We start from the raw sequence: 24,840 nt of genomic DNA, 5'->3' as shown, positions 1-24,840 counted from the left end.
ACCGGCCCCCGACCACACCCGTGGCCGGGGGCCGGGGTCTCCTCAGGGCCGCCGGCCGCCCTCGCGCCCGGCGGCGCGGTCGCGTTCCCGCGCGGCGAACTCGCGGGCGTCGCGGGCCTCGCGGCGGAGGCGGTCGCCGGCCTCCGGGCGGGTCTCGGCGAGCTGGTCGAGGGTCTCGGCGAGCCGCGTCTCGGTGTCGACGATGCTGCGGGTGGTCCTGGCCAGCGCGTCGGCCAGCTCCTCGTGCCGGAGCCGGAGGTCCTCGGCCCGGCGCCGCACGGCCTCGGCCCGCCGCGCGAGGCGCCGGGTCCGGTCGACCTCCCCGGCGGAGGGTGCTCCGCCGTCCGCCCGGGCCGCCATGGCGGACAGCGTGACGCACCGGCGTGCGGCGCGGCAGCTCCCGCGTCCCCGGACGACGGGTGCCGTGCGGCCGGCGCCGCGACGCGCCAGGATCGCGGCGTGCTGCACGTGGGGGTCGTCGTCCTGGGGGTGCGGGACGTGCCGCGGGCCGCGGCCTTCTGGACGGCCGCGCTCGGCTACACCGTGCGCAGGGACGGCTTCGGCGGCTGGGCCACCGTCCTCGTGCCGCCCGACGGCGCCCCCGGCTGCTCCCTGGCGCTGCAGAGCAGCGAGACGCCGCCGCAGGACCACCCGCGGCTGCACCTGGACCTGCACGTCACCGGCGCCGCCGAGCAGGCCGCGGAGGTCGAGCGGCTGGTGGGCCTCGGCGCCGGACGCGTGGAGTGGGACGCCTACCCCGACGACCCCGACTTCGTCGTGCTCGCCGACCCGGAGGGCAACCGGTTCTGCGTGGTCGACCTGGCGCACGGCTGACCGCCGGGGACCGGCGGCGGGGCGGCCGCCGGTCGGGGTGGCCGGTGCCGGTCGCCCGACCCGGACGGGGGACGGCGCGGCGCGGGTGCTTGCGCAGGTCGGCAGACTGCCGGGGTGATCGAGAGCGCCGACGCCGCCGGGACGACCGCACGCATCCCCTCCCTCCCGGCTCCTCGGACCGCTCCGGTCCCCGCCCCGTCCGACGACACGCTGCTCGTCCCGGGGGAGACCTGCTGGCGGATCGAGCGCGCCGACCGGCACGCCGTCTTCGTCGACGCCGCCGACTACTTCGCCACCCTCAAGCGCGCGGTGCTGCGCGCCGAGCGGCGGGTGCTGTTCATCGGCTGGGACTTCGACCCGCGCATCCGGATGGACCCGCGCACGCCCGGCCGCGCCCGCGACGACCGCCTGGGCCGCGTGCTCGAGCACGCCGTGCGCGCCAACCCGCGGCTGGAGATCGGCGTCCTGCAGTGGGACCTCGGCATGGTGGTGGCGCTGACCCGCCGCATGGCCCCGATCGTGCTGCTCGACCGGCGCACGCCCGACCGGCTGCGGTTCACCGTCGACACGCACCACCCGCTCGGCGGCGCGCACCACCAGAAGATCGTCGTCATCGACGACTGCCTGGCCTTCGCCGGCGGCATCGACGTCACCGCCGACCGCTGGGACACCTCCGAGCACCGCGACCGCCACCCGCTGCGGCACCGGCCGCACACCACCCGGCTGCGCGGCCCCTGGCACGACGTCACCAGCCTGGTGTCCGGCCCGGCCGCCCGCGCCATCGGCGACCTCGCCCGCGAGCGCTGGGAGAGCGGCACGGGGGAGCACCTGGAGCCGGTGACCGACGTCGAGGTCTGCTGGCCCGAGGAGGTCGAGACCTTCCTCACCGACGTCGACGTCGCGGTCTCGCGCACCCGCCCCGAGTACGGCGGCGCCGAGCTGGTGCACGAGATCGAGCTGCTGTGGCTGGCCGTCGTCGCCGCCGCCCGGCGCACCGTCTACGTCGAGACGCAGTACTTCGCCAACCGCCGGGTCGCCGAGGCGATCGCCGAGCGGCTGCAGGAGCCCGACGGGCCGGAGTTCGTCGTCGTCCTGCCGCGGTCGGCCGACGGCTGGCTGGAGAGCAAGGCCATGGACACCGCCCGGGTGAAGCTGTTCGACCTGGTCTCCCGCGCCGACCGGTACGACCGGTTCCGGCTGCTCGTGCCGGTCACCGAGGAGCGCCGGCCGATCTACGTGCACGCCAAGGTGACCTGCCTCGACGACCGGCTGCTGCGGATCGGCTCGGCCAACCTCAACAACCGCTCGATGGGCCTGGACACCGAGTGCGACCTGTCGATCGAGGCCCGCACCGGCGACCCGCGCCACGACGAGCTGGCCGCCGCGGTCCTGGGCGTGCGCCACCGCCTGCTCGGCGAGCACCTCGGGGTCACTCCGGAGGAGGTCGCGGCCACGGTGGAGGAGCACGGCGGGTCGCTGGTCCGCGCCGTCGACGCGCTCATGCGGCCGACCGGGCGCTCGCTGGTGGCCTTCGAGGCGCCGGACCTCGACCCGGTGGAGCGGCTGCTCGCCGAGACCGAACTGCTCGACGCCGAGCACACCCCGAACCGCTGGCGCCGGGTGCGGCGGGCCTTCGCCGGCCGCCGCCGCCGTCAGCGCGGCTGAGCGTCCGGCGGGTCAGAAGCCGAAGAGCAGGCCCAGGCCCGCGACGGTGAACAGCACCATCACGAGCACGAGCGGCAGCTGGTCCGACGCCGGGGCCCGCGGCGCCACGCGCAGCGCCTTCTCGTGGGCCAGCAGCACGCCGACGACGTGGCCGAGCACGACCGCGCCGACCTGCACCCAGGCGATGAGGTCCGGGCTCACCGCGCGCAGGTCCACCACGTTCGCCGCCGCCCCGAACAGGTCCGCGCCGGTGCCGAACGGGTCGCTGGCGAGGATCCACGTCGTCTGCCCGTCGAGGGCGAGCAGCGAGAAGTAGTGCGCCACGGTGTAGCCGACCGCGATCGGCACCACCGACGCCGCGTACAGCCGGGGCTGCGGGCCGAGCGGGAGGCGGCCGAGGCGGCCCGAGAGCCGGGTGCCGAGCAGGTACAGGACCGCGACCAGCGCGGTGCACGCGGCGAGCCCGAGCGTGCCCGACAGCGTGTCGTCCGCCGCCCCCGGCCCGCTCTGCCACCACGCGGTGCGGGAGAGCCCGTCGAAGCCGGTGGAGCCGAGCAGCACCACCACGACGGCGGCCAGCCCCCGGCCGTCCGGACCGGCCATCGCGTTGGTCAGCGGCGAGCGGACGACGACGACGCCGTCGTCGCGCCGGCCGACCACCGACAGCCGGCCGAGGACGGTCGAGTACACCTCGAAGCCGTCGCCGCGGGCGAACCACCCCTCGCCGAACCAGGCCACCGCGGCCAGGTGCACTCCGGCGTACGCGACGAGGAAGACCGCGACCGTGACCGGCTCCGCCCGGCCCGGGAAGACCAGCTCCAGCCAGACGAAGACCAGCAGCGAGGCAGCCGCCGGCCAGAGCCCGAGGGCCGGCAGCCGGTCGGCGCCCCGCGGTGGTCCGGCGAGCACCCGCAGGCCGCGGGCGAGCAGCCGCAGGGGGTTGACCACCCGCCACACCGGCCCGAGCAGCAGGCTCGCCGGCACCAGGCCCACCCAGAAGGTCACGTAGAGGACCCAGGGCGCGAGGTTGTCCGCGGTGTCGTCGGGGCCCGCCAGCGCGACCACCAGCACGAGGACGGCGACGGCGAGCGCGACCGCCTGCCCGCCCCGGCGCAGCGGAGCGCTGTCCGCGGCGCGCTGCACCCAGGCCGGCAGCGGGTGCCCGGAGGCGGCGTCGCCCAGCTTGGGCCGGCGCCAGAACAGCAGCAGGACGGTGAAGCTGACCAGGATCGCCGCGCCCGCGCCGTAGAGCGCCAGGCCGAGGGGGAGGGGCAGGTCGGTGCGCGACCCGACGCCGTGCGCGAGGACGGTCACCCGACCTGCAGCGACAGCAGCACCGTCCCCGCCCCGTGCAGCTCCACCTCGAACACCCCGGGGACGTCCGCGGTGAACTCCACCGTCGCGGGCGTGCCCGGGGCCAGCGCTGCCTCCAGGTCGTAGCCGTGCACGTGCACCTCGTCAGCGACGTCGCCGGTCACGGTGAGGGTCACGTGCTCCCCGGCGGGGACGGGCACCCGGCCGGTGTCGCCGGTGACCTGCCCGCCGGCGACCTGCACCGCGAGCGCGCGGCCGGCCGGGGTGGTGGGGGCCGCCGTCGACGCCTCCGGGGAGGGGGCCGGGGTCCCCGACGGCGTGCCCGCGTCGGACGGCGCGGTCCCGGCGCACCCGCTCAGGGCCACGACCGCGAGAGCGGCCAGGGTCAGGCGGCGGGTCACCGGCCGGCCCCGCTCGGCGCCGGGGCCGGGCTGTCCACCGGCCGGTCGGGGAGCCGCTCGCCGGCGCTGCCGCGACGCGAGTAGCGGCCCACGCCCCAGGAGATCGCCGCGACGATCGCGATCGTGCAGGCCAGGGCGACGAGGTTGGCCGCGGTCCACAGCCCGCCGCCGGAGTCCTCGAGCTCCCGCTGCAGCAGCTCGATCTCGGGGATCGCCGCGCGGGTGACCCCGTCGGTGGCGGCGATCTCGTCGGCCGGGATGGCCGGGTCCTCGGGCAGGTAGATCGGCACCGCGGTGAGCACCCGGCCGTCGTGGATGCGCAGCATCGTCTTCCAGTCGTCGTGGACCGGGACCGGCTCGGTGGTCCGGTACTCGCCCGGCCCGGTGCGCTCGAGGTCGGTGACGACCAGGCCCTGGCCCTGCCACGCGGTGATCTGCACCCACGCCGGGTCGTCGAGGGCGTCGGCGGGGTCCAGCCGCACGGTGACGTCCGCCGTCCGCGGGTCGGTGGTGACGTCCTCGATCGCGAGGGTGGCCTCGAGGTCGTCGGGGACGGTCGCGACCAGCCCGTTGGTCACGCCGCCGGCGACCGCCAGCAGGCTGAGGACGAGCACGCCGCGCGCGACGGCGGGGCGGGGCAGCCGGCGGCGCAGGCCCAGCGCGAGCAGCGCGCCGACCAGCCCACCGGCGACGCCGCCGACGACGGCCATGAGGGTGCCCTCGACCAGGACGTCGCCGTTCCACTCGAGCACCTGGGTGACCCGGGTCCACAGGCCCTCGACGGCGGTGCCGACGGTCCCGACCAGGACGCCGGCGACCGCGCCGAACGCGAGCGGGCGGCGGGCGAGCGGCCAGGCCAGGGCGAGCAGCTCGACCAGCAGCGCGGAGCCCAGGTAGAGCGGGAACTGCGGCGTGACCTCGCCGAGGACCGGCCCGACGACGACGGCGATCGTGCCGCGGACGACGAGGAAGAACCCGGCGGCGGCCAGCGCCCCGCCCCGGCCCATCCAGAGCCGGGCGGCGACCAGCGCGGCCCCCGCGGCGCCGGCGATCAGGAACGGCTCGAGCACCAGGCGGAACTGCGGGACGTCGAAGTCGAACTCGCCCTGGAACACCGACAGGCCCAGCAGCAGGCCGCCCATCGCCGAGGCCTGCCGCAGGAACCGGGCGCGGTTGCCCACCTTGCGGCCGCCGTCGTCGGTGGACAGCCCGCCGTGGCCCTCCATCTCCAGGACCAGCAGCCCGACGATCGACAGGCCGGCGCCGCCGATGAGCATCAGGTGGGTGGGGCCCCACAGCGTGACGTCCTGGCCGAACAGGCGGTGCCAGACGTCGTCGAGGGGGAAGCCGAGCAGGGCGTAGAAGCCCGCCGCGGTGAGCAGCACGCCGCCGACCGGCACGTCCCAGCCGCGGACGAAGCGGACGGCGGCCGGGCCGGGGCGCTCGTCCAGCGGCATCGAGCAGGCCAGGACGCCGCCGGCGAAGACCCCGAACAGGCCGAACAGGATGAGGTAGTGCGCGGGGTTGGCCAGCGGGCCCTCGTCGCGGCCGACGCCGATGTGCAGCGCGATGTCCCACATCATCCCGAGCAGCGCGACCAGCAGGGACGCCGTCGTCAGCACGGTCGGGAGGGCGACCCAGCCGGGGACATGGGTGGCCCGGCCGAGGGCGTCCCCGGCGCGGGCGAGCACCGTCGTCCGGCGGGTGCGGTGCGCCCACACCAGGCCGAGCAGGACGGCGGTGAGGGCGAACCCGATGGCGGAGGCGAGCACGACCTCGCCGAGGGCGGCACCGCCGGCGGGACGGTCCTCCACGGCGAGCAGCACTGGTCCCAGGGACGTCACGCCGGGTATGGAACACCATTTGACGTGACATCGCAAAGTGGCACATCGGGACACCGTTACGATCAGGTCCTGATGGAGGCTGAGGAACGGGTTGCCGCGACCACCGGTGACGGTGACCGGGAGCTGACGGTCGACGAGCTCGCCGCGCGGGTGGGCATCACCGTGCGCAACGTGCGGGCCTACGCGGCCCGCGGGCTGCTGCCCCCACCCCGGCTGGTGGGGCGCACCGGCTACTACGGCCCCGAGCACGTCACCCGGCTGCTGCTGGTGCGCGAGATGCTCGCCGAGGGCTACTCGCTCGCCGTCATCGAGCGGACGCTGGCCACCGCCCCGGCCGTCGGCGGCTCGGCCGCTCTGGCGCTGCACCGCGCCCTGCTGGCGCCCTGGCTGCCGCCGGAGCCGGAGGAGACCACCCCCGAGGAGCTCGCCGCCCGGGCAGGCGTCCCGGTGGACGCGGCCACCGTCGACGAGATGGTCCGGCTCGGCCTCGTGGAGCGGCTCGACGACGGCCGGCTGCGCGTCAACGACCCGCCGCTGCTCACCGCCGGCCTGCAGGTCGTCCAGCTCGGCGTGCCGCCGTCGGCGCTCATCGCCGCCCAGGCCCGGGTCATCGAGCTGGTGCGGGAGATCGCGGCCACCTACGTCGGCATGTTCGTCGAGACCGGGTGGCGCGCGCTGCTCGAGGAGGGCGCCCGGCCCGACCGGCTCGACCGGGTCCGCGCCATGGTCGACCGGCTGCAGCCGGCCGCCGCGCAGGCGCTGCTGGCGAGCTTCCGCACGGAGATGGCCGCCGCGGTCGGCGCCGCGGTGCAGGCCGAGCTCGGCGCGCTCGCCGAGGAGTGAGCCGAAGCCCGTCCCGTCAGCCGGCCCGGGGTCGTGGTTGCGGGAGGACGCCCAGCTCGCGGGCCCGGTCGACGGCCAGCAGGCGGTCGTGGCGGTCCAGCTTGCGGTAGGCGTTCTCCAGGTGCTTGTGCACCGTGCGGTCGCTGACCCCCAGCAGGCGCGCGACGGCGCCCGCGGTCAGCCCGCTGCCGACGTGGCCCAGCACCTGGACCTCCCGGGCGGTGAGCCCCGGCCGCTCGGCCGCCGCGGCGCCCGCCGGTGCCGTCGTCGTCCCCGTGCCGACCGTCCGGTCCAGCAGCGCCAGGACCGGTTGCAGGGCGCGGGCCGACGCCAGCTCGTCGTCGGTGAAGTCGGCACCCGACCGGTTCACCGTCCACACCCGGCTGCCGCCGGCCGCCCGCCGCGCGGTCATGATCGTCAGCTGGTGCTCGGCGCCGCCCGGGCGCAGCATCTCCACGTAGGCCGGGCTCCGCAGCAGCTCCGCGCGCGTCGCCACGTCACTCAGCCGCCGCGGGGCCGGGATGCCGCGGGACCGGTCGGCGCGGTAGCTGCGCACGACCGGGTGGCCGTCGGCGACGTCGAGCAACTGCCGCGCCAGGTCGCCGGCGGGCCGACCGCCCCGCGGGTGGCGCTGCACCTCGGCCGACCGGACTGCCAGGTCGAGCGCGACGTGACCGACGAAGTCGGCGCCGAGGAGGTCCACCAGGCTCTCGGCGACCACGCGCAGGTACTCGGCCCGGTCGACGACGCCGGCGAGCCGGGAGGCCAGGTCCGGCGCCGCCGGCATCCGTGCGCTCGACAAGGCGACTCCCGCCACTCGCCGCCGGAGGTGTGCGGTCGCCAGCGTGGCACCGGCCCGCCCGGGGCGCGAGGTGTGCTAGTCGGCCGGCCGGCGGTCGCGCCCGGCCGACGGCTCGTCGATGCGCTCGTGGGAGCCGTCGAGCCCGTCGCGCTCGCGGGCGGCCAGCCGCCGGTCGCGCACCACGGCGGCGACGACGACCGCGACCAGGACGGCCGCCGGCACGAAGAACCCGGCGGTGGCGATCAGGCTCAACCCGTCGGTCGCCAGGACGCTCGTGCCGGACACGCCCTCCATGTGACACCGATCGGTGTCACGGTGTCAAACCGGCGCACCTGTCGGCACCCGGCGGTAGGACACCGGCATGAGCCCGCGCCGCCCGCTCGACCTGCTGGCCGCCCCCTCCAGCGCCGCGGCGCACTGGCCCGGTCAGGAGCGCGCCTGGGCGGCGCTGGCCGCGGCGGGGCTGGCGGAGGAGCTCGGGCGGACGCGGGAGGTCGCCGTCCGGGAGCTGTTCCCGCCGGTCCGGTGGGCCGCCGGCCCGGCCCCGGCGGGGCGGGTGCGCGACGCCGCCCGCGTCGTCGCCGGCCTGGCCGCGGTGCAGGACGCCGCAGCCGCGACGCTGCGGGCCGGCCGGCTGCCGGTCGTGGTCGGCGGCGAGTGCACGACGACGGTCGGGCTGGTCGCCGGCGCCCGCGCCGCGGGCCGGTCCCCGGGGCTGGTCTACGTCGACGGCGGCGTCGACCTGCGCACCCCGGCCGACAACCCGACCGGCGTCGCGGACTCGATGGCGCTGGCGCACGTGCTGGCCCTGCCGGGGTCCGACCCCGAGCTGCTCGCGGTCGGACCGGTGCGGCCGCTGCTCGCGGTGGACGACGTCGTGGCGGTGGGCGTCCGGGACGTCGAGCCGGACGCGACGACCGCGGCCCGGATCGGCCTCGGCACCGTCCCGGCCGGCGCGGTGGCGGCCGACCCCGAGGGCGCCGCCGCCCGGGCCGCCGCGGAGGTGGACCGGCCCGACGGCTTCCTCGTGCACCTCGACGTCGACGTCGTGGAGTTCCTCGACCTGCCGCTGGCCGACGTGCCGGACCACGGGCGGGGGCTGCCGCTCGACGCCGTCGCCGCGGTGCTGCGCCGGCTGTGCGCCGAGGACGGCTTCGGCGGCCTGTGCCTCACCGAGGTCAACCCCGACCACGCGCCGGACCCCGGCGAGGTGGCCCGGCTGGTGGCGGTCCTCGCCGCCGCGCTGGCCTGAGCCGCGGTTCCGCGCGGGCACCGCGGGGGAGGAGCAGGGCATGGCCACCACCACCTTCGACTTCACCGGCTCCGTCGTCCTCGTCACCGGCGGCGGGACGGGCATCGGCCTGGCGATCACCCGGGCCTTCCTCGACGCCGGCGCCACCGTCGCGGTCACCGGCCGCCGGCGGGAGCGGCTGGAGTCCGCCCTCGAGGGCGTGCCGGCCGAGCGCGGAGCGGCGCTGCCCGCGGACGTCTCCGACCCGGCCCAGGTGCGGCAGCTGGTCGCCGACGTCGTCGACCGGTTCGGCCGGCTCGACGTCGTGGTCAGCAACGCGGCCGGCTACGAGAGCGGGGAGGTCACCGACCTCACCGACGACGCGTGGGAGCAGATGCGCGCCACCAACGTCGACGCGTTCTTCCACCTCGCCAAGGCCGCGCTGCCGCACCTGGCGGAGTCCGGCGGCAACCTGGTCGCCGTCTCCTCGGTGTCCGGGCTGCGCGGCGACTGGGGGCAGGCCGGCTACAACGCCACCAAGGCCGCGGTGACCAACTTCGTGCGCTCGCTGGCGCTGGACTGGGGCCCGCGCGGCGTGCGGCTCAACGCGGTCGCGCCGGCCTTCACCTTCACCGAGCTCAACGCCGACGCGCCGCGCGACGACCAGTCGCTGGCGCCGTTCCGCAACCGCATCGCGCTGGGCCGGCCGGGGGAGCCGGAGGACATCGCGCCGTCGGTGCTGTTCCTCGCCTCCGAGGGCGCGCGGTACGTCACCGGCGCGGTGCTGGCCGTCGACGGCGGCACCAGCGCCTCCACCGGCCAGGCCCACGTCTGAGGGCGCCCGCGTGACCGCCCGCCCGACCTCCGGCCGGCTGGCGTTCGTCGCCGGCGTGGTCGCGGCGGCGCCGGGGGAGCGGGTGCTCGAGGTCGGCTGCGGCGCCGGCGCGCTGGTCACGGAGCTGGTGGCCGCGGTCGGTGACGGGCAGGTGGTCGCGGTGGACCGGTCGGCACGGATGGCCGCCGCGGCCGCCCGGCGCAACCGGGCGGCGGTCGACGCCGGCCGGGTGCGGGTCCTCGCGGCGCCGCTGCTCGACGCCGACCTCGCCGGCGAGCGCTTCGACGCCGTCGTCGCCGTCGACGTCCGGGCGTTCTGGACGCCCCCGGCGCCGGAGTGGGACGTCGTCGCGCGGGTGCTGGCCCCCGGCGGCCGCGTGGTCCTCGGGTTCTCGGTGATGCGCCCGGACGACCGGGACCGCGTGCGGGCGGCCGTGGCGCGGACGGCGAGGGAGCGCGGGTTCGAGGTGACCACGACGGCGGAGGCGGCCACCGCGCCGTTCCCGACGGCCGCGGTCGAGGTGCGCCGTCCCGGGTAGGGGAGGGGCCACCCACCGACGGGAGGACCCTGCGATGACCGACGAGCTGCCCGGCGACCTCTACGGCTACGAGACGCTGCTCGACGACGAGGAGCGCAAGGAGCTGGCGGGCATCCGGCGCTTCCTGGCCGAGGAGGTCCGGCCACGGGTCAACGACGCCTGGGCGTCGTCGGAGTTCCCGATGGACCTGGTGCCGCGCTTCGCCGAGGAGGGCATGGTCGGGCGCAGCTACGACCTGGAGCACCGGCCGCGCGCCTCCCGGCTGTTCACCGGGTTCATCGCGCTGGAGGCCGCGCGGGTCGACCCGTCGATGGCCACCTTCCTCGGCGTGCACAACGGCCTGTCGATGGGCTCGATCGTGCTGCTGGGCTCCGACGAGCAGCGCGCCCGGTGGGTGCCGGACATGGTCGCGCTGGAGAGGATCGGCGCGTTCGCGCTCACCGAGCCGCACGGCGGCTCCGACGTCGCCCGGGGGCTGGAGACCACCGCCCGCCGCGACGGCGACGGGTGGGTGATCGACGGCGCCAAGCGGTGGATCGGCAACGGCACCATCGCCGACGTCGTCGTGGTGTTCGCCCGCGACGTCGCCGACGACGCGGTGAAGACCTTCGTCGTCGAGAAGGGCACGCCCGGGTTCACGCCCACGAAGATGGAGGGCAAGTACGCCCTGCGCACCGTGCAGAACGCCGACATCGTCTTCGACGGCTGCCGCGTGCCCGCGGAGAACAAGCTCGAACACGGCAACTCGTTCAAGGACGTCAACCGGGTGCTCAAGCTGACCCGCGGCGGCGTCGCGTGGTCGGCGGTCGGCTGCCAGATGGGCGCCTTCGAGGCGGCGGTCGCCTACGCCAGGGAGCGCGAGCAGTTCGGCCGCCCGATCGGCGGTTTCCAGCTGGTCCAGGACCTGCTCGCCCGGATGGCCGGCAACGTCACCGCGAGCCTCGGCATGGCGGTGCGGGTGTCCCAGCTGCAGGAGGAGGGCGTGTTCAAGGACGAGCAGGCGGCGCTGGCCAAGGCGTTCGTCACCGGCCGGGCCCGCGAGACGGTGGCGCTGGCCCGGGAACTGTTCGGCGGCAACGGGATCCTGCTGGAGAACGACGTCGTGCGGTACTTCGCCGACGCCGAGGCGCTGTACTCCTACGAGGGCACCCGGGAGATCAACAGCCTGATCGTCGGGCGGGCGCTGACCGGGATGAGCGCCTTCGTCTGACGCCACCCCGCCCGGGTGAGGCGGCCGCGGCCCGGGTGGAGGCCGGCCGCGCCGCCGCCGTTGCTCCCACCGGGGGCGGCCGTCCGGGTCGCCGGGACGGAGGCGCGCGGTGGCCGGGCAGTCGGTGCTGGTGGTGGAGGACACCCCGGAGATCCGCGAACTCGTCACCACGGTGCTCGCCCGCGCCGGGCTCGACGTGCGGGCCGTGGCCACCGGTGTCGAGTGCCTCGCCGAGGTACGCCGGTCCACGCCCGACCTCGTCGTGCTCGACCTCGGCCTGCCCGACCAGGACGGCACCGAGGTCTGCCGCCGGCTGCGCGCCGAGAGCGGCTGCTACGTCTTCATGCTCACCGCCCGCGCCGAGGAGGTCGACCTGCTCGTCGGCCTCGCCGTCGGCGCCGACGGCTACATGGCCAAGCCGTTCTCCCCGCGCGAGCTGGTCGCCCGCGTGCAGGCGATGCTGCGGCGCCCCCGGCTCGCGCTCGCGCCGGCCGAGGACGCCGTCGTCCGGCTGGCCGACCTCGAGGTGGACGAGGACAGCCGCGAGGTGCGCGTCGACGGCGTCGTCGTCGACCTGACCCGCACCGAGTTCGACCTGCTCGCGGCGCTGGCCGCCCGGCCCGGCCGCGTGCTGCAGCGGGAGACGCTGCTGCGCGAGGTGTGGCGCACCGACTGGGCCGGCAGCCTGCGCCTGGTGGAGGCGCACATGTCCAACCTGCGCCGCAAGCTGACCGCGGCGGGGCTGCGGGCGGCGCAGATCCGCACCGTCCGCGGGGTGGGCTACCGGCTGGTGGCCTGACCGCCGCGCGGCTCGGGCACCCGGCCGGTGCAGCAGGTGGCCCGGGCGCGCAGCCGCCGCACCAGGACCGGGTCGGCGGCCGGGGACTGCGGGGCGGCGGGCGCCGCGGCGGAGTCGTCGAGGAAGGCCAGCAGCCGGGCCGGCAGCTCACTGCCGGGACTCGGGTTCCTCTGCGCGGTGCCGCCGTCCTGCGTGCTCACGACCGGGAGCCTGCCACCGGCTGCGCGGCCCCTCCGCGGGACCCCCGCGACGGAGCCGCGGGGACGTGTGCTCTCAGCGCGGCAGCACCAGCGTCGCCGTGGTGCCGCCGCCCTCGGTGCCGGCCAGCTCCAGCCGGCCGCCGTGGGCGGCGGCGATCGCCCGGGTGATGGACAGCCCCAGCCCGACGCCGGGCACGCCCGCCCGGCGGGCGCTCGCGGCCCGCTCGAACCGCTCGCCGATGCGCTCGCGGTCCGCGGCGGCGATGCCGACGCCGGTGTCCCGCACGTGCACGCGCACGCCCGCGTCCCCGGCGTCGACGGAGAGCTCCACCCGCCCGCCGCGCGGCGTGAACTTGACCGCGTTGGAGACCAGGTTGTCCACCGCCTGGGCGAGCCGGACGGCGTCGCCGGGGACCACCGGCCCGGCCGCGGGCAGCCGCGTGGTCAGCGTCACCCCGGCGGCCGCCGCGGCGACCCGGGCGGACTCCTCCGCGGCCGCGACGAGGGCGGCGAGGTCGACCTCGCCGGGGGTGAGCGCGAACCGGCCGGCCTCGACCTGCGCGGTGAACAGCAGGTCGCCGACCAGCCGCTCGAGGCGGTGGGCGTTGCGGGTGACGACGTCCAGCGCGTGGCGGTGGCCGGCGTCGAGGGCGGGGTCGTCGAGCACGACCTCGAGCCAGCCGAGCACCGCCGACAGCGGGGTGCGCAGCTCGTGGCTGACCAGGGCGACGAACTGGTCCTTGAGCCGCTCGGCGGCGCGCACCTCGGTCATGTCGGTGCCGACGAAGGTCCAGCCGGCGGGGCCGCCGTCGTCGTCGGCGCGCGGGGTGACGGCCACCGAGACGGTGCGCCGGGTGCCGCCGGCGGCCACGTAGGTCCAGTCGCGGACGTCGCTGCCGCGCACGGCGGCGACGGACACCAGCGCGTCCAGGCCGCGGCCGGCGAGCTCGGCGGGGTCGTGGAAGTCGGTGATCCGGCGCCGGCGGACGACGTCGGCGCGGGGGACCCCGAGCAGCCGCTCGGCGCCGGGGTTCCACACGCGGACGACGCCGTCGCGGTCGGTGCCGACGACGGACTGCTCGGTGATCGCGTCGACGACGCTGGTCATCGTGGCGGCGCGGGCGCGCAGCATGCGGGCGGCGACGGCGAGCTCCTCGCCGCGGGCGTCGACCAGCGCGGTGAGCGTCGCCCGCTCGGCCCGCAGCGCGGCGACCTGCGCGCGCAGCTCCGCGACCTCGGCGTCCGTCACACCGGCAGCGTCGGCCGCGGCCGGGCGCGGCTGCAGCCGGTCCCGGGCCGGGTCACCCGGCGAGGGGAGACACGACAGCGCCCCGCCGGGGGGACCCGGCGGGGCGCTGTCGACCTGCTGGAACTAGCTCGAGGACGCCTGGCTCTGCACGGACTCGCGGGACTGCTGGGCCTGGCCCTGCACGTCCTGCGCGGCCGACTGGCCCTCCTGCTTGACGTTCTGCGCCGCGTCCTGCGCGGTCGACTTGACCTCCTCGACAGCCTGCTGGGCGGCCGGCTTGAGCTGCTCGCCGACCTCCTGCACCGCCTGCTTGGCCGGGGCGAGCAGCTCGTCCTTGTGCTCGCGGACCGCGCTCTCGGCCTGCTCGGCCAGCTGCCGCTCCTTCTCGGTGGCGGGCAGCAGGCTCGACACCAGCCAGCCGACACCGAAGGCGATCAGCCCGGCCGCGAGGGGGTTGCCCTGCGTCTGGCGGACCACCGCGTCGGGGGCCTGCTGGACGGCGTGCGCCGCCTGGGAGGCGGCGTCCTGGACGGTGCCGGCCGCGCTCGACGCCGCGCCCTGCACGGTGCCGGCCGCGTTGGACGCCGCACCCTGCACCGAGCCGACGGCGTGCTGCGCCATGCCGCGGGCGTCCTGCGCGGTGCCGCGCGCCGAGGACCGGGTGTCGTGGGCCGAGCCCATGACCTTGTCCTTGACGTTGGCGAAGCGGCCCTTCGCCGAGGACATCCGCCGGTCGATGACGCGGGCGGGGTTGACCTTCTCGTTGAGGGCGTCGACGTCGTAGCTCAGCTCGCGACGCGTCTCCTCGATCTGCCGCCGGATGACGTCCGGGTCACTGCTGCTGGTCATGTCTGCTCCAGGGGGTGTGGTGGCCTGACCGGTCGGGTCGCGGGCCGAGGGTCAGTGGGGCTTGAGGGCGCCGGGGACCTGCTGGAGGGTGTCCACGGTCCGTTCGGGCTTCGGGTTCACCTGCCGGAACTTCTTGCGTCCCATGGCGTAGGCGACGGCCCCGATGACGCCCCAGATGACCGCCACGATCAGTGCGGCCAGGCCGGCGTCCATCACGTTCTCCAGCGCCCACCACAGGGCGAAGGAGAGGAACAGCACCGTCATGTAGCCGGCGAAGCCCGCGGCGCCGAACATGCCCGCGCCCTGCCCGGCCTTCTTGGCCTCGACCTTGAGCTCGGCCTTGGCCAGCTCGAGCTCCTGGCGCATGAGCACCGAGAGGTCCGTGGTGACCTCGCTGATGAGCTCACCGACGGAGGTGCCGGAGACCTCGGGCCGGCCGGCCTCGGTCATCGGGGTGCCGCGCTCGCCGGCGTGCGCCCCGTAGGACTCAGTCGGGTACTCCTGCTGGCCGGCGTACTCCTGCTGGCCCGCGTAGCCCTGCTGACCGGAGTAGCCCTGCTCGTAGCCGGGGGTCACGGCGTAGTTCGACTGCGGCGGCTCCGGGGGGTAGCCCTGCTGGCCGCCCACCGGCGTGGCGCCGGAGTAGGGGGAGCTCATGGTCAGACCCCCTGGCCCGGGCGGCGGGTCGGGTCGTCCCAGCCGGCGGGTGCCGACGGCGGCACCACGCTGCCGGCCGGCGGGACCGTGCCGTACGGCGGGGGCGGCACCGGGGTGCCGGAGGTGGCGGCGTGCTCGCCGTAGGAGCCCGTGGTCGTCTCGTAGCCGCCGGTCGTCCCGTAGGAGGAGGTCGTCTCGTAGCCCGAGTAGGTCGGGGCCGGGTCGACGTAGTTGCCGGCGGGGTACGTGGACGGCGTCGAGGCGAACTGCTGCGAGCCGGACGAGGAGCCGTTGCTGTGCGCGGCCTTGACGCCGCTGGTCAGCCGCCCGGCGAGGACGCCGGCGACGGCGGCGCCGAGCAGGAAGGTGCCCGGCCGACGGCGGGCGAAGGAGCGGACCTCCTCGAGCAGGTCGGCCGGCTCGCGGTTCTGCAGCATCTCCGCGAACTCCTGGACCTTGCCGGCGCCCTGCTGGATCAGGTCGCGGGCGGGGCCGGGGGCCGGGGCGTTGCCGTCGACCATGCCGCGCAGCTGCTCGGCCAGGCTCGACAGGCTCTGGCCGGCCTTCTGCTGCTGCGACACGACCTGCTGGCGGGCCTGGGTGCGGCCCTGCTCGACCAGGCTCTGCGCCTGCTGCTTGGTCTCGGCGACGACGTTCCTGGCCTCGTCCGCGGCGGTCGAGGCGACCTGGGAGCCGGCCTCCTTCGCGGTCTGGCCGACGTTGCGGGCCTCGTCCTTCGCGACGTCGGTGGTCGACGGCGAGCCCGAGGTGGTGGTCGAGGTCGTACTCGTCTCCCCGTAGCCGCTGGCGCCCGAGGAGGGCGGCGGCGGGAGGGGGGCGTCGATGGAGTGGGTCATCGTTCCTCCTGAGTGGATCTCGGTCGAGGCTGGCGCTACCCAGAACTGGATCACTCACACACATCCCGGCGACGGCCGTCGCCGGGACGGATGCGGGTGGAGCGGGGCCGGCGACGAGTGGCGCCGGCCGGTGGACCGTGGGGAAGACGCGGTCGGGGAGCCGGCGGCCCGGACGTCCGTGCCCGGCGGAGTCGCCGTTCCCGCAGGCCACGGGCTACCCGGACGCACGGGTCCGAAACCGCGGCGGGGCCCCCAGGGACCGCAGGTAAGGTGAGCCTTCCCTGATCCGAGGAGGGCCCATGGCCGACCAGTCCCCGCGCCGCAGGCGGACGCCCCGTACCGGCACCGTCGTGCGCACCAGCCGCGTGACGCCGCACGTCGTCCGCGTCGTCCTCGGCGGGGAGGGGCTGTCCGGCTTCGCGCCCGAGCACACCGACTCCTACGTCAAGCTGCTCTTCCCGCCGGCCGGTGCGCCCTACATCGCCCCGTTCGACCTCGACGACGTGCAGGCCCGCCTGCCCCGCGAGCAGTGGCCCGCCACGCGCACCTACACGGTCCGCTCGTGGGACGCCGCGGCCGGCGAGCTGACCGTCGACTTCGTCGTGCACGGCGACGAGGGCGTGGCCGGCCCGTGGGCCCTGGCCGCCCGCCCCGGCGACACGCTGCAGATGTTCGGTCCCGGCGGCGCCTACAGCCCGGCCGCCGACGCCGCCTGGCACCTGATGGCCGGCGACGAGACGGCGCTGCCGGCGATCGCCGCCGCGCTGGAGGCGCTGCCCGCCGGGGCGCGGGCGGAGGTCTTCGTCGAGGTGGCCGGGCCCGAGGAGGAGCAGGACCTCGCCTCCGGCCCGGGCGTGCGGGTGACCTGGGTGCACCGCGGCGCGGCCCCCGGGGTGGCACTGGTCGCGGCCGTCGTCGCGGCGGACCTGCCCGACGGCGACGTGCACGTCTTCGTGCACGGCGAGGCCGGCGCCGTGCGGGAGCTGCGCCGGTTCGTGCGCACCGGGCTCGGCGCCCCGCGCGAGCGGCTGTCGGTGTCCGGCTACTGGCGGCTGGGCAGCACCGAGGACCGCTGGCAGGCCGAGAAGCGCGAGTGGAACGCCGCCGTCGAGGCGGAGGAGCAGGGGCTCGGCGTCGCCTGACCGGGGCGCCTCAGGGACTCCACGCCTCAGGGACTCCACGCCTCAGGGACTCCAGGGGAAGCGCGGGGTGCGCCGCTCGGTGAAGGCGGCCACGCCCTCGGCGAGCTCGCCGGCGGCGATGGTCTCCCGGTACCAGCGGCGGGCCACCTCCTCGCCGTCGCCGCCCGCGGCCAGCGCGGCGGTGACCTCCTTGGCCGCGCGCTGGGTGAGCGCCGACCGGCCGGCCAGCACCTCGGCGAACCGGCGCACCTCGCCGGCCAGGTCCCCGGCGGGCAGCAGCCGGTCGACCAGGCCGGTGCGCAGCGCGGTCTCGGCGTCGACCAGCTCCCCGGAGTAGAGGAGGTAGCGGGTCGTCGCCGGGCCCACGAGCTCCATCAGCTGGCGGGTCGACGTCGGCGTGTAGACGATGCCGACCTTCGCCGGGGTGACCCCGAAGACGCCGGTCGGGTCGGTGAACCGCAGGTCGCAGCAGGTCGCCAGCTCGACGCCGCCGCCGATGCAGTGGCCGCGGATCATCGCGATCGTCGGCCGCGGGAAGTCCCGCAGCGCCGCCTGCGCGGCGAGGTTGTCCCGGCGCAGGTGCGCCATCGGGTCGTCGGCGTCCGGCCCGCCGAGCAGGTCGGAGATGTCCGCGCCGGCGCAGAAGCTCGTCCCGGCGCCGGTGAGCACGAGCACGCGCACCGCCGGGTCGGCGGCCAGCCCGGCCAGCACGCGGGGGAGCGCGGCCCACATGCCGGCGGTGAGCGCGTTGCGCTTGTCCGCGCGGTCGATGGTCAGGACGGCGACGGCGCCGTCGCGGCCGACCCGCAGGTGGTCGGCAGGGTCGGACGAGGTCACGCGCTCAGCCCAGGTCGTCGGTGGCGAAGGTGTCGCACTGCCGCGGGTCGCCGGTCTCGTACCCGGTCAGGAACCAGTGCCGGCGCTGCTCGGAGGAGCCGTGGGTGAAGGTGTCCTGGTCCACGGTGCCGCCGCCGAGGTTCTCCTGGATGAAGTCGTCGCCGATGCGGCCCGCGGTGTCCAGCGCCGCGTCGACGTCGTCCTGGGTGATCTCGGTGATCAGCGGGGCGCCGGACTCGTCGGGCACCGTCTCGGCGTGGTTGGCCCACACGCCGGCGTAGCAGTCGGCCTGCAACTCCAGCCGCACGGTGCCGCTGGTCGGGCCGGTCTCGCCCGGGGTCACCTGGCGGTTGGCGCCGAGCAGGTTCTGCACGTGGTGGCCGTACTCGTGGGCGAGCACGTAGGCGTTGGGGAACGCGCCGCCCTCGGCGCCGAACTGGCTGCGCAGCGTGTCGAAGAAGGTGAGGTCGATGTACACGAGCTGGTCGGCCGGGCAGTAGAACGGCCCCGACCCGCTGGTGGCGCCGCCGCACTGCGTCTGCGTCTCGGTGGAGAAGAACACCGTGTCGGTGGGGACGTAGTCCGCGCCGAGCGTCTGCGACCAGTAGTCCTGGATCGAGTCGATGTCGGCGACGACGGCGCACTCGACCGAGTCGTTCGCGTCGCCGCTGTCGTCGCAGGACTGCTCGAGGGCGCTGTTGTCGGCCGTCTCGCCCGGGCCGAGGCCGCCGGACAGCGCGCCGAGCCCGGCCCCGGCGCTGCCCCCGCTGCCGCCGAGGACCTGGAACAGCACGATCACCAGGAGCCCGACGAGGCCGATCCCGCCGCCGCCGACCGCGAGCCCGCGGCCCCCGCCCAGGCCCCCGCCGCGTCCGCGCCGGTCCTGGATCGACGACGTGTCGAGGTCGCCGCCCTCCCTGTACCTCATCCGCTGCAGTCCTCCCCGTGGCCGGCCGTCGTCCGACCGTGCCACCGGCCCCCGCGCTCCGCGACCGGAGCGTCAGGGGCCCGCGATCACGGCGCCGTGACCGTCCCGGAACCCGCGACCGTGGTCACGGCGCCGTGATCGCGGGGAGGAGGGAGGCGGGGTCAGGCGCGCTCGGCGGGCTCGGCGCCGGTGCGCGGGGCGGCGTCGCGGTCCTCGCGCAGGAACAGGTACCAGTACGACGTCCCGACGAAGACGACCGCGCCGATCAGGTTGCCCGCGCCGGCCAGCAGCCAGTTGGTCAGGGTGTCGCCCCAGTTCGCGCCCTCGACGCCGGCGAACACCGCCGCCGGCAGGAAGAACATGTTGGCGACGACGTGGTCGAAGCCCATCGCGACGAAAGCCATGACCGGGAAGAAGACCGCCAGGATCTTGCCCGAGACGCTCGTCGACGCCAGCGACATCCACACCGCGAGGCACACCAGCCAGTTGCACCCGACGCCGCGCAGGAACGTCTCCCACGCGGTGTGGTGGGTCTTGCCGTCGGCGATCTCCGCCAGCCGGGTGAAGGTCAGCCCCGCGCTGCCGGTGCTGTCCGGGTCGCCGATCACCCCGGTGGAGACGGCGAGGAAGAAGGCGACGAACAGCGCCCCGAGCAGGTTGCCCAGCAGCACCAGCGTCAGGTTCCGGACGACGTCGCCGCCGGTGATCTTGCCGTTCATCGCGCCGAGCGGGACCAGCATCATGTTGCCGGTGGCGAGGTCGGAGCCGGCGATGAGCACCAGCACGAGGCCGAGGGTGAAGGCCGCCCCCATGAACAGCGTGGGCAGCGTCCCCCAGGTGCCGACGTCCAGGCCCGAGGAGACGGTGATCGCCACCAGCGCGCCGAAGGAGATGTAGGCGCCGGCGAGGAAGGCGCTCACGAGCACCCGGTCCCAGCTGCGGTGCACCTTCTTGGCGCCGGTCGCGCTCGCGACCCTGGCGACCTCGGCGGGTTCCTTCGCGGTCATCGGGCCTCCCGGGACAGCGGGGTCGTCCCGGGACGCTAGTGGAACACCTCCGTCCGCGCTGCCCGGGGACGCCACCTGCGCAGGTCAGCACCTAGGGTCGGGCCGACGATCGAGCGGGGAGGAGCCCATGGCGTTCGGCAACCGGGTGCGCAGCGCCCTGACCACCACGGTGCTGGCCACCGCCGCCACCGGCTTCCTCGCCGGCTGCGGGTCCGACGACGACCAGGAGCAGGTCGCCTACTGCACGAACGAGGACGGCGAGATCGTCGACGAGGACTACTGCGACGACGGCTACCGCGGTCCCGGGCTGTTCTTCCTCTACCTGGGCGCCTTCCGCCCCGGCCTGCCGGTCGGCACGGTGCTGCCGGCCGGCGGCACCCGCGTCAACCCCACCGACACCGCGGCCCGCCAGCGCTACGGGCTGCCCGCCACCGGCAAGGTGTCCGCCGGCCAGCGGGTGACCGGCGGCATCGGCTCGGGCGTCGGCGGCGGCTCGGGCTCCTGAGTGCGGCGCATCGAGGGCGGCGTCGTCCGGCCCGGCTGGGAGGCCGAGGTCGAGGCGCAGGGGCTGGTCTACAACCGCACGACGACGCCGGGCGGTGAGGTCCGCAGCTACTGGCGCGAGGGCCCGTACTACGACTTCACCGCCGCGGAGGTCGAGCGGCTCGAGAGCGCCGTCGCCCAGCTGTTCGAGATGTGCGTCGCCGCCGGCGACCACGTCATCGAGCACGACCTGTTCGACCGGATGGGCATCCCGCTGATCGCCCGCTCCGGCATCCGCGCCTCCTGGGAGGCCGAGCCGCCGAGCGTGTACGGCCGCTTCGACCTGCGCTACGACGGCGAGGGCCCGCCGAAGCTGCTGGAGTTCAACGCCGACACCCCGACCGGCCTGGTCGAGGCGGCGGTGACCCAGTGGAACTGGCACCTGTTCACCGGGCAGGGCCGCGACCAGTGGAACGCGCTGCACGAGAGGCTGGTCGCCGCCTGGCAGCGCAACCTGACCCGCTGGGAGCGGCGCACCGGGGTGCGACCGCGGGTGCACCTGGCGTGGACCAGCGCGGAGACCTCCGGCGAGGACCGGATGACCGTCGCCTACCTCATGGACACCGTCGTCCAGGCCGGCTACGAGGCGGTGGAGGTCCTGGTGGAGGACGTCGCGCTGGACTCCGGCGACGGCCGCTTCTACGACCCCGCCGGCCGCCACCTCGACGTCGTCTTCAAGCTCTACCCCTGGGAGTGGCTGGTCGACGACGAGTTCGGCGCGGCCGTCCTCGCCGACGCCGCCCGCCCGGGCGGCACCACCTGGGTCGAGCCGGTCTACAAGATGCTGTGGAGCACCAAGGCGCTGCTGCCGGTGCTGTGGCAGCTGTTCGGGAGCGACCCGGTGCTCGGGCAGTACCTGCTGCCGGCCTACTTCGCCGACGAGATGCCCTCGTCGTGGCGGGACTACGTGCGCAAGCCCCTGTGGGGCCGCGAGGGGGCGAACGTGCAGGTCGTCCGCGGGGGGCAGGTGGTCACCGCGATGCCCGGCCGCTACGGCACCGAGGGGTTCGTCGTCCAGGAGTTCGCGCCACTGCCGGACTTCGCCGGTGTCGACGGGCCGCACCACCCGGTGCTCGGCGCCTGGGTGGTCGACGGCGAGCCCGCGGGCCTGGGCATCCGCGAGAGCGACGGGCTGATCACCGACAACCTCAGCTTCTTCGTCCCGCACACCGTCGACGCCCGGTAGGCGGCGGGGCGGGGCGTGCCGACCTACGGTCGGGACATGCCGCTGGAGGGTGAGTACGAGCCGAGCACGCAGCAGTGGGTCCGCGACCAGGTCGAGCGCTACGAGGCGACCGGCGGGCGCGAGGCGAACACGCTGCTCGACACCGGTCTGCCGGTCGTCGTCTTCTCGACCCGGGGGGCGACCACCGGGAAGGTCCGCAAGCAGCCGCTCATGCGGGTGGAGAAGGACGGCGTGTACGCGATGGTGGGCTCGCAGGGCGGGGCGCCGAAGCACCCGGCCTGGGTGGCCAACCTGCGCAGGCACCCCGACCAGGTGACCGTGCAGGACGGCCCGGAGCCCTGGGACGGCGTCGCCCGCGAGATCACCGGCGCGGAGAGGGCCGAGTGGTGGGAGCGCGCGGTGGCCGCCTACCCGCCCTACGCCGAGTACCAGCAGAGGACCGACCGCGAGATCCCCGTCTTCCTGGTCGAGCGGAAGGGCTGACCCGCCCGCTCGACTGAGGAAAGGCTGTCCTAAGTTCCTTCCCGGAGCCGGGTGGTCCGGCGCCGGGAGGAGGGCAAGGGTGCTCTGGGGAGAGACGGGCCGGCGGGTCACCGGGACGACGGCGGGCGGGCTGCTGGCGGCGGCGCTGCTGACGGGGTGCGCGGACACCGATCCCGTGGCCGCGGCGGCGCCCGCGGCGGAGACGCGCACGGTCGAGCACGCGATGGGGGAGACCGAGGTCGTCGGCACCCCCGAGCGGGTCGTCGTCCTCGACACCGGTGAGCTCGACGCGACCCTCGCCCTCGGCGTGACCCCGGTGGGCGCGGTCCGCACCGACGTCAGCGACGAGCTGCCCGGGTTCGTGGCGGAGGCCGGCGTCGACCCCGCCGACATCGCCGCCGTCGGCACGATCGCCGAGCCCGACCTGGAGGCGATCGCGGCGCTGCAGCCGGACCTGATCCTGTCCAACTCCGTGCGCCACGCCGACGTCTACGACCAGCTCGCGCAGATCGCCCCCACGGTGTTCGCCGAGGCCATCGGCGAGAGCTGGCAGGAGAACCTGCTGCTCGCCGGCGAGGCCCTCGGCCGCGAGGAGCAGGCGCAGGACCTGCTCGACGGGTTCGCCGCGCGGGCCGAGGAGGTCGGCGGCCTCTACGGCGACCCGGCGCAGACCGAGGTGAGCGTCGTCCGCTTCCTCGACGGCACGCTGATCCGCCTCTACGGCGAGGGCTCGTTCATCGGGTCGGTGCTGGCCGAGGTCGGTTTCGCCCGGCCGGAGCTGCAGCGGACGGCGGAGACCTTCGTCGAGGTCTCGCCCGAGCAGGTGTCCCGGGCCGACGGCGACCTGCTCTTCTACGGCGCGTACGGGGCCGACGGCGTGACGGCGGCCGACCAGGTCACCGCCGGGCCGCTGTGGGGGTCGATCCCCGCGGTCGCCGGGGGGCGTGCGGTCGCGGTGGACGACGACCGCTGGTTCCTCGGCCTGGGCCCGCTGGGCGCCGGGCTGGTGCTCGACGACCTCGAGGAGCTCGCGCCCGAGCTCGCGGGCTAGGACGCGGGGAGCCGGCGGCCGAGGTCGGCGGCCACGGCGTCGTCGCCCCGGGCGCGGGCGCCGAGCAGGCCCCAGCCGAGGTCGGCCACGACCCGAGCGGCGTGCACCCGGGCGGTGAGCGCCGGGGTGGGCAGCAGCTCGGCCCGGGCGGCGGCCGACACCTCGGCCAGGTGGTCGAGCGCGGCGTGCAGCCGGCGGTCGTCGCCCGCGGCCGCCGCGGCGGTCACCTCCCGCACCGCGGCGGGCAGCCGCCGGCTCGACGCGCGGGGCAGCAGCGACAGCCCGACCGCCAGCGCGAGGACGACGCCGACGCCGGTCTCGGCCAGCCGCTCGGTGGCCAGCTGCCCGGCGGACAGCGTCGGGTTGCCCAGGTGCACCAGCAGCAGCGCCAGCGGGGTGATGCAGGAGACCGCGAGCACGTACTGCGCGGCGACGAGCAGCTCGACGGCCAGCTGCAGCACCCCGGCCAGCGCGACGGCGACGCCGACCGGCGGGTCCAGCGCGACCAGCAGCCCCGCGACCAGCACGCCGAGGGCGGTGCCGACCGCGCGCTGCAGCCCCCGGGTGCGGGTGGCGCGGGCGTCGGTGCCCATCTGCACCGCGACCGCCGTCGTCACGGCCCAGTAGGGGCTGGACAGGCCGAGGGCGACGGCGGCCAGGCCGGCGGCGGCCGACCCGGCGCCGAGGCGCAGCGCGGTCGCGGCGGCGGGGGCGTGCCACCACCGCGGCGGTGCGGGGTCGAGGGGCGGCGCGGGTGCCGGCGGGGGCGGAGCGGGCAGCGCGGCGAGGAACCGCCGCTCGACGTCGTCGAGGCGGGCGCGCAGCCGGCCGTCGCCGCGGGCGCTGCCGCCGCGGACCGCGACGTCGGCCAGGCGCACCGCCCGGGCCGCCCCGGCCGGGGCGCCGCCCACCGCCGCCTCGGCCGCCTCCAGCGCGCGGCGCTCGGGGCCGGCCGGGTCCCACAGCCAGGGCAGCATGCAGCCGGCCCAGGCCAGCGCCGCGCCGGCCGCGGCGGCGAGGGTGTGCGCGCCGAGCCCGTCCAGGGGGGTGCCGAGCGCGCCGGAGCCGCCGGCCACCAGGACGACGCCCAGCGGGCCGGGCGGGCCGACCCGCCAGACGACGCCCGCCGCCGTGGCCGCCGCGGTCAGCGCCGCGCAGGCGAGCACCAGCGCGACCGGGTGCCCGCCGGCCAGCGCGCCCAGGGTGCTGCTCGCCACGAGCACCACCCCGACGACGGCGACCACGCCCGCGCGGCGGCGGTAGGGCAGCGCGTGGCCGTAGACCGCGGTGAACGACGCCAGGCCCGCCGCCGAGCCCAGGTCCGGGCGCCCCAGCGCCGTGCCGGCGGCCAGGGTCAGCACGAGGCAGGCCGCGGCGGTCACCCCGCGGCGCCCGCCGGCCCGCCACAGCGCCCGGAGCGGGGGGACCGGCGGGCCGAGGAGCGGGCGGACGGCGGTCACCCGCCCATCGTCGCCGCGCTCCCCGGGCCCGGCCGGGCGCCGCGGGCGTGATCCCGGTCCCTGGACGCGCCCCGG

Annotated in this window: 28 protein-coding genes; 13 read left to right on the top strand and 15 right to left on the bottom strand. The window is 76.4% G+C overall.

Annotated elements, in window-relative coordinates:
- Window positions 1-42: 42 nt before the first annotated feature.
- Window positions 43-360 (bottom strand): hypothetical protein, encoded by a 318-nt coding sequence (locus ACI798_RS00710; protein ID WP_456942245.1) that lies wholly within the window; start codon window positions 358-360, stop codon window positions 43-45.
- 99 nt (window positions 361-459) lie between these two features.
- On the opposite strand from ACI798_RS00710, the gene ACI798_RS00705 reads away from it, so the two are divergent.
- Complete coding sequence (locus ACI798_RS00705) at window positions 460-834, top strand: VOC family protein (protein ID WP_456942246.1); 375 nt, start codon at window positions 460-462, stop codon at window positions 832-834.
- Window positions 835-948: 114 nt separating this feature from the next.
- Entirely contained in the window at window positions 949-2,499 is a 1,551-nt protein-coding gene (locus tag ACI798_RS00700; protein ID WP_457046912.1) for a phospholipase D-like domain-containing protein, read from the top strand.
- Window positions 2,500-2,511: 12 nt separating this feature from the next.
- Here ACI798_RS00700 and ACI798_RS00695 read toward each other — a convergent pair whose 3' ends face one another.
- The 3 genes from ACI798_RS00695 to ACI798_RS00685 are packed head-to-tail and all read right to left on the bottom strand — an operon-like array spanning window position 2,512 to window position 6,058.
- Window positions 2,512-3,813: a hypothetical protein gene (locus ACI798_RS00695; RefSeq protein ID WP_457046911.1), complete on the bottom strand. Its 1,302-nt coding sequence runs from the start codon at window positions 3,811-3,813 to the stop codon at window positions 2,512-2,514.
- Window positions 3,810-4,214, bottom strand: coding sequence for a hypothetical protein (locus tag ACI798_RS00690; protein WP_457046910.1), 405 nt, complete (start codon window positions 4,212-4,214; stop codon window positions 3,810-3,812). The genes ACI798_RS00695 and ACI798_RS00690 overlap by 4 nt, the downstream gene beginning before the upstream one ends.
- Entirely contained in the window at window positions 4,211-6,058 is a 1,848-nt protein-coding gene (locus ACI798_RS00685; protein ID WP_457046909.1) for a hypothetical protein, read from the bottom strand. The genes ACI798_RS00690 and ACI798_RS00685 overlap by 4 nt, the downstream gene beginning before the upstream one ends.
- Before the next feature lie 72 nt (window positions 6,059-6,130).
- Between ACI798_RS00685 and ACI798_RS00680 the strand changes: the two genes are divergently transcribed.
- Complete coding sequence (locus tag ACI798_RS00680; RefSeq protein ID WP_456942251.1) at window positions 6,131-6,901, top strand: MerR family transcriptional regulator; 771 nt, start codon at window positions 6,131-6,133, stop codon at window positions 6,899-6,901.
- Between the two features lie 16 nt (window positions 6,902-6,917).
- Here the strand turns inward: ACI798_RS00680 and ACI798_RS00675 are convergent, their stop codons facing one another.
- Window positions 6,918-7,703, bottom strand: coding sequence for a response regulator transcription factor (locus tag ACI798_RS00675; RefSeq protein WP_457046908.1), 786 nt, complete (start codon window positions 7,701-7,703; stop codon window positions 6,918-6,920).
- Between the two features lie 75 nt (window positions 7,704-7,778).
- The gene (locus ACI798_RS00670) at window positions 7,779-7,988 is read right to left on the bottom strand and encodes a hypothetical protein (RefSeq protein ID WP_456942253.1); all 210 of its coding nucleotides are present in this window, start codon (window positions 7,986-7,988) and stop codon (window positions 7,779-7,781) included.
- 76 nt (window positions 7,989-8,064) lie between these two features.
- Here ACI798_RS00670 and ACI798_RS00665 point away from each other — a divergent pair, with 76 nt between their 5' ends.
- The 5 genes from ACI798_RS00665 (at window position 8,065) to ACI798_RS00645 (ending at window position 12,316) form a co-directional block, all read left to right on the top strand.
- Window positions 8,065-8,955, top strand: a complete 891-nt coding sequence (locus ACI798_RS00665) for an arginase family protein (RefSeq protein ID WP_457046907.1) — start codon at window positions 8,065-8,067, stop codon at window positions 8,953-8,955.
- Window positions 8,956-8,995: 40 nt separating this feature from the next.
- The gene (locus ACI798_RS00660) at window positions 8,996-9,769 is read left to right on the top strand and encodes an SDR family NAD(P)-dependent oxidoreductase (protein WP_457046906.1); all 774 of its coding nucleotides are present in this window, start codon (window positions 8,996-8,998) and stop codon (window positions 9,767-9,769) included.
- Window positions 9,770-9,779: 10 nt separating this feature from the next.
- A complete protein-coding gene (locus tag ACI798_RS00655; protein ID WP_457046905.1) occupies window positions 9,780-10,307 on the top strand; it encodes a class I SAM-dependent methyltransferase in 528 nt (175 codons plus the stop codon).
- Between the two features lie 34 nt (window positions 10,308-10,341).
- The gene (locus ACI798_RS00650; RefSeq protein ID WP_456942257.1) at window positions 10,342-11,517 is read left to right on the top strand and encodes an acyl-CoA dehydrogenase family protein; all 1,176 of its coding nucleotides are present in this window, start codon (window positions 10,342-10,344) and stop codon (window positions 11,515-11,517) included.
- Window positions 11,518-11,626: 109 nt separating this feature from the next.
- Window positions 11,627-12,316 carry a response regulator gene (locus ACI798_RS00645; protein WP_457046904.1) on the top strand — a complete coding sequence of 230 codons (690 nt, stop codon included), beginning with the start codon at window positions 11,627-11,629 and terminating at the stop codon, window positions 12,314-12,316.
- Here ACI798_RS00645 and ACI798_RS00640 read toward each other — a convergent pair.
- The 5 genes from ACI798_RS00640 to ACI798_RS00620 all read right to left on the bottom strand — a co-directional run bounded on the left by ACI798_RS00640 (window position 12,298) and on the right by ACI798_RS00620 (window position 16,128).
- Window positions 12,298-12,516, bottom strand: coding sequence for a hypothetical protein (locus ACI798_RS00640; RefSeq protein WP_456942259.1), 219 nt, complete (start codon window positions 12,514-12,516; stop codon window positions 12,298-12,300). The two genes, ACI798_RS00645 and ACI798_RS00640, sit on opposite strands and share 19 nt — an antisense overlap.
- Window positions 12,517-12,589: 73 nt before the next feature.
- A complete protein-coding gene (locus ACI798_RS00635) occupies window positions 12,590-13,765 on the bottom strand; it encodes a sensor histidine kinase (protein ID WP_457046903.1) in 1,176 nt (391 codons plus the stop codon).
- A gap of 123 nt (window positions 13,766-13,888) precedes the next feature.
- Window positions 13,889-14,614 (bottom strand): DUF3618 domain-containing protein, encoded by a 726-nt coding sequence (locus ACI798_RS00630; protein ID WP_456942261.1) that lies wholly within the window; start codon window positions 14,612-14,614, stop codon window positions 13,889-13,891.
- A gap of 51 nt (window positions 14,615-14,665) precedes the next feature.
- Entirely contained in the window at window positions 14,666-15,271 is a 606-nt protein-coding gene (locus ACI798_RS00625; protein ID WP_456942262.1) for a phage holin family protein, read from the bottom strand.
- 2 nt (window positions 15,272-15,273) lie between these two features.
- Window positions 15,274-16,128 carry a hypothetical protein gene (locus tag ACI798_RS00620; protein WP_457046902.1) on the bottom strand — a complete coding sequence of 285 codons (855 nt, stop codon included), beginning with the start codon at window positions 16,126-16,128 and terminating at the stop codon, window positions 15,274-15,276.
- A gap of 299 nt (window positions 16,129-16,427) precedes the next feature.
- Between ACI798_RS00620 and ACI798_RS00615 the strand changes: the two genes are divergently transcribed.
- Window positions 16,428-17,270 (top strand): siderophore-interacting protein, encoded by an 843-nt coding sequence (locus ACI798_RS00615; protein ID WP_456942264.1) that lies wholly within the window; start codon window positions 16,428-16,430, stop codon window positions 17,268-17,270.
- Window positions 17,271-17,312: 42 nt separating this feature from the next.
- On the opposite strand, the gene ACI798_RS00610 is transcribed toward ACI798_RS00615, so the two are convergent.
- The 3 genes from ACI798_RS00610 to ACI798_RS00600 form a co-directional block, all read right to left on the bottom strand.
- The gene (locus tag ACI798_RS00610) at window positions 17,313-18,107 is read right to left on the bottom strand and encodes an enoyl-CoA hydratase/isomerase family protein (RefSeq protein WP_456942265.1); all 795 of its coding nucleotides are present in this window, start codon (window positions 18,105-18,107) and stop codon (window positions 17,313-17,315) included.
- 4 nt (window positions 18,108-18,111) lie between these two features.
- Window positions 18,112-19,035 (bottom strand): KPN_02809 family neutral zinc metallopeptidase, encoded by a 924-nt coding sequence (ypfJ, locus tag ACI798_RS00605; protein ID WP_456942266.1) that lies wholly within the window; start codon window positions 19,033-19,035, stop codon window positions 18,112-18,114.
- 161 nt (window positions 19,036-19,196) lie between these two features.
- On the bottom strand, window positions 19,197-20,042 hold the full coding sequence (locus ACI798_RS00600; RefSeq protein WP_456942267.1) for a formate/nitrite transporter family protein: 846 nt from the start codon (window positions 20,040-20,042) through the stop codon (window positions 19,197-19,199).
- A gap of 127 nt (window positions 20,043-20,169) precedes the next feature.
- On the opposite strand from ACI798_RS00600, the gene ACI798_RS00595 reads away from it, so the two are divergent.
- The 4 genes from ACI798_RS00595 (at window position 20,170) to ACI798_RS00580 (ending at window position 23,305) form a co-directional block, all read left to right on the top strand.
- Window positions 20,170-20,547: a hypothetical protein gene (locus ACI798_RS00595; protein ID WP_456942268.1), complete on the top strand. Its 378-nt coding sequence runs from the start codon at window positions 20,170-20,172 to the stop codon at window positions 20,545-20,547.
- Window positions 20,548-21,771, top strand: coding sequence for a glutathionylspermidine synthase family protein (locus ACI798_RS00590; RefSeq protein WP_457046901.1), 1,224 nt, complete (start codon window positions 20,548-20,550; stop codon window positions 21,769-21,771).
- 36 nt (window positions 21,772-21,807) lie between these two features.
- Complete coding sequence (locus tag ACI798_RS00585; RefSeq protein WP_457046900.1) at window positions 21,808-22,254, top strand: nitroreductase family deazaflavin-dependent oxidoreductase; 447 nt, start codon at window positions 21,808-21,810, stop codon at window positions 22,252-22,254.
- Between the two features lie 79 nt (window positions 22,255-22,333).
- Window positions 22,334-23,305 (top strand): ABC transporter substrate-binding protein, encoded by a 972-nt coding sequence (locus ACI798_RS00580; protein ID WP_457046899.1) that lies wholly within the window; start codon window positions 22,334-22,336, stop codon window positions 23,303-23,305.
- Here ACI798_RS00580 and ACI798_RS00575 read toward each other — a convergent pair.
- Window positions 23,302-24,765: an FUSC family protein gene (locus tag ACI798_RS00575; protein ID WP_457046898.1), complete on the bottom strand. Its 1,464-nt coding sequence runs from the start codon at window positions 24,763-24,765 to the stop codon at window positions 23,302-23,304. The two genes, ACI798_RS00580 and ACI798_RS00575, sit on opposite strands and share 4 nt — an antisense overlap.
- Window positions 24,766-24,840 lie beyond the last annotated feature (75 nt).

The organism is Geodermatophilus sp. SYSU D01045, from assembly GCF_054050295.1.
This window is presented reverse-complemented; position numbering and strand designations above follow the sequence as displayed.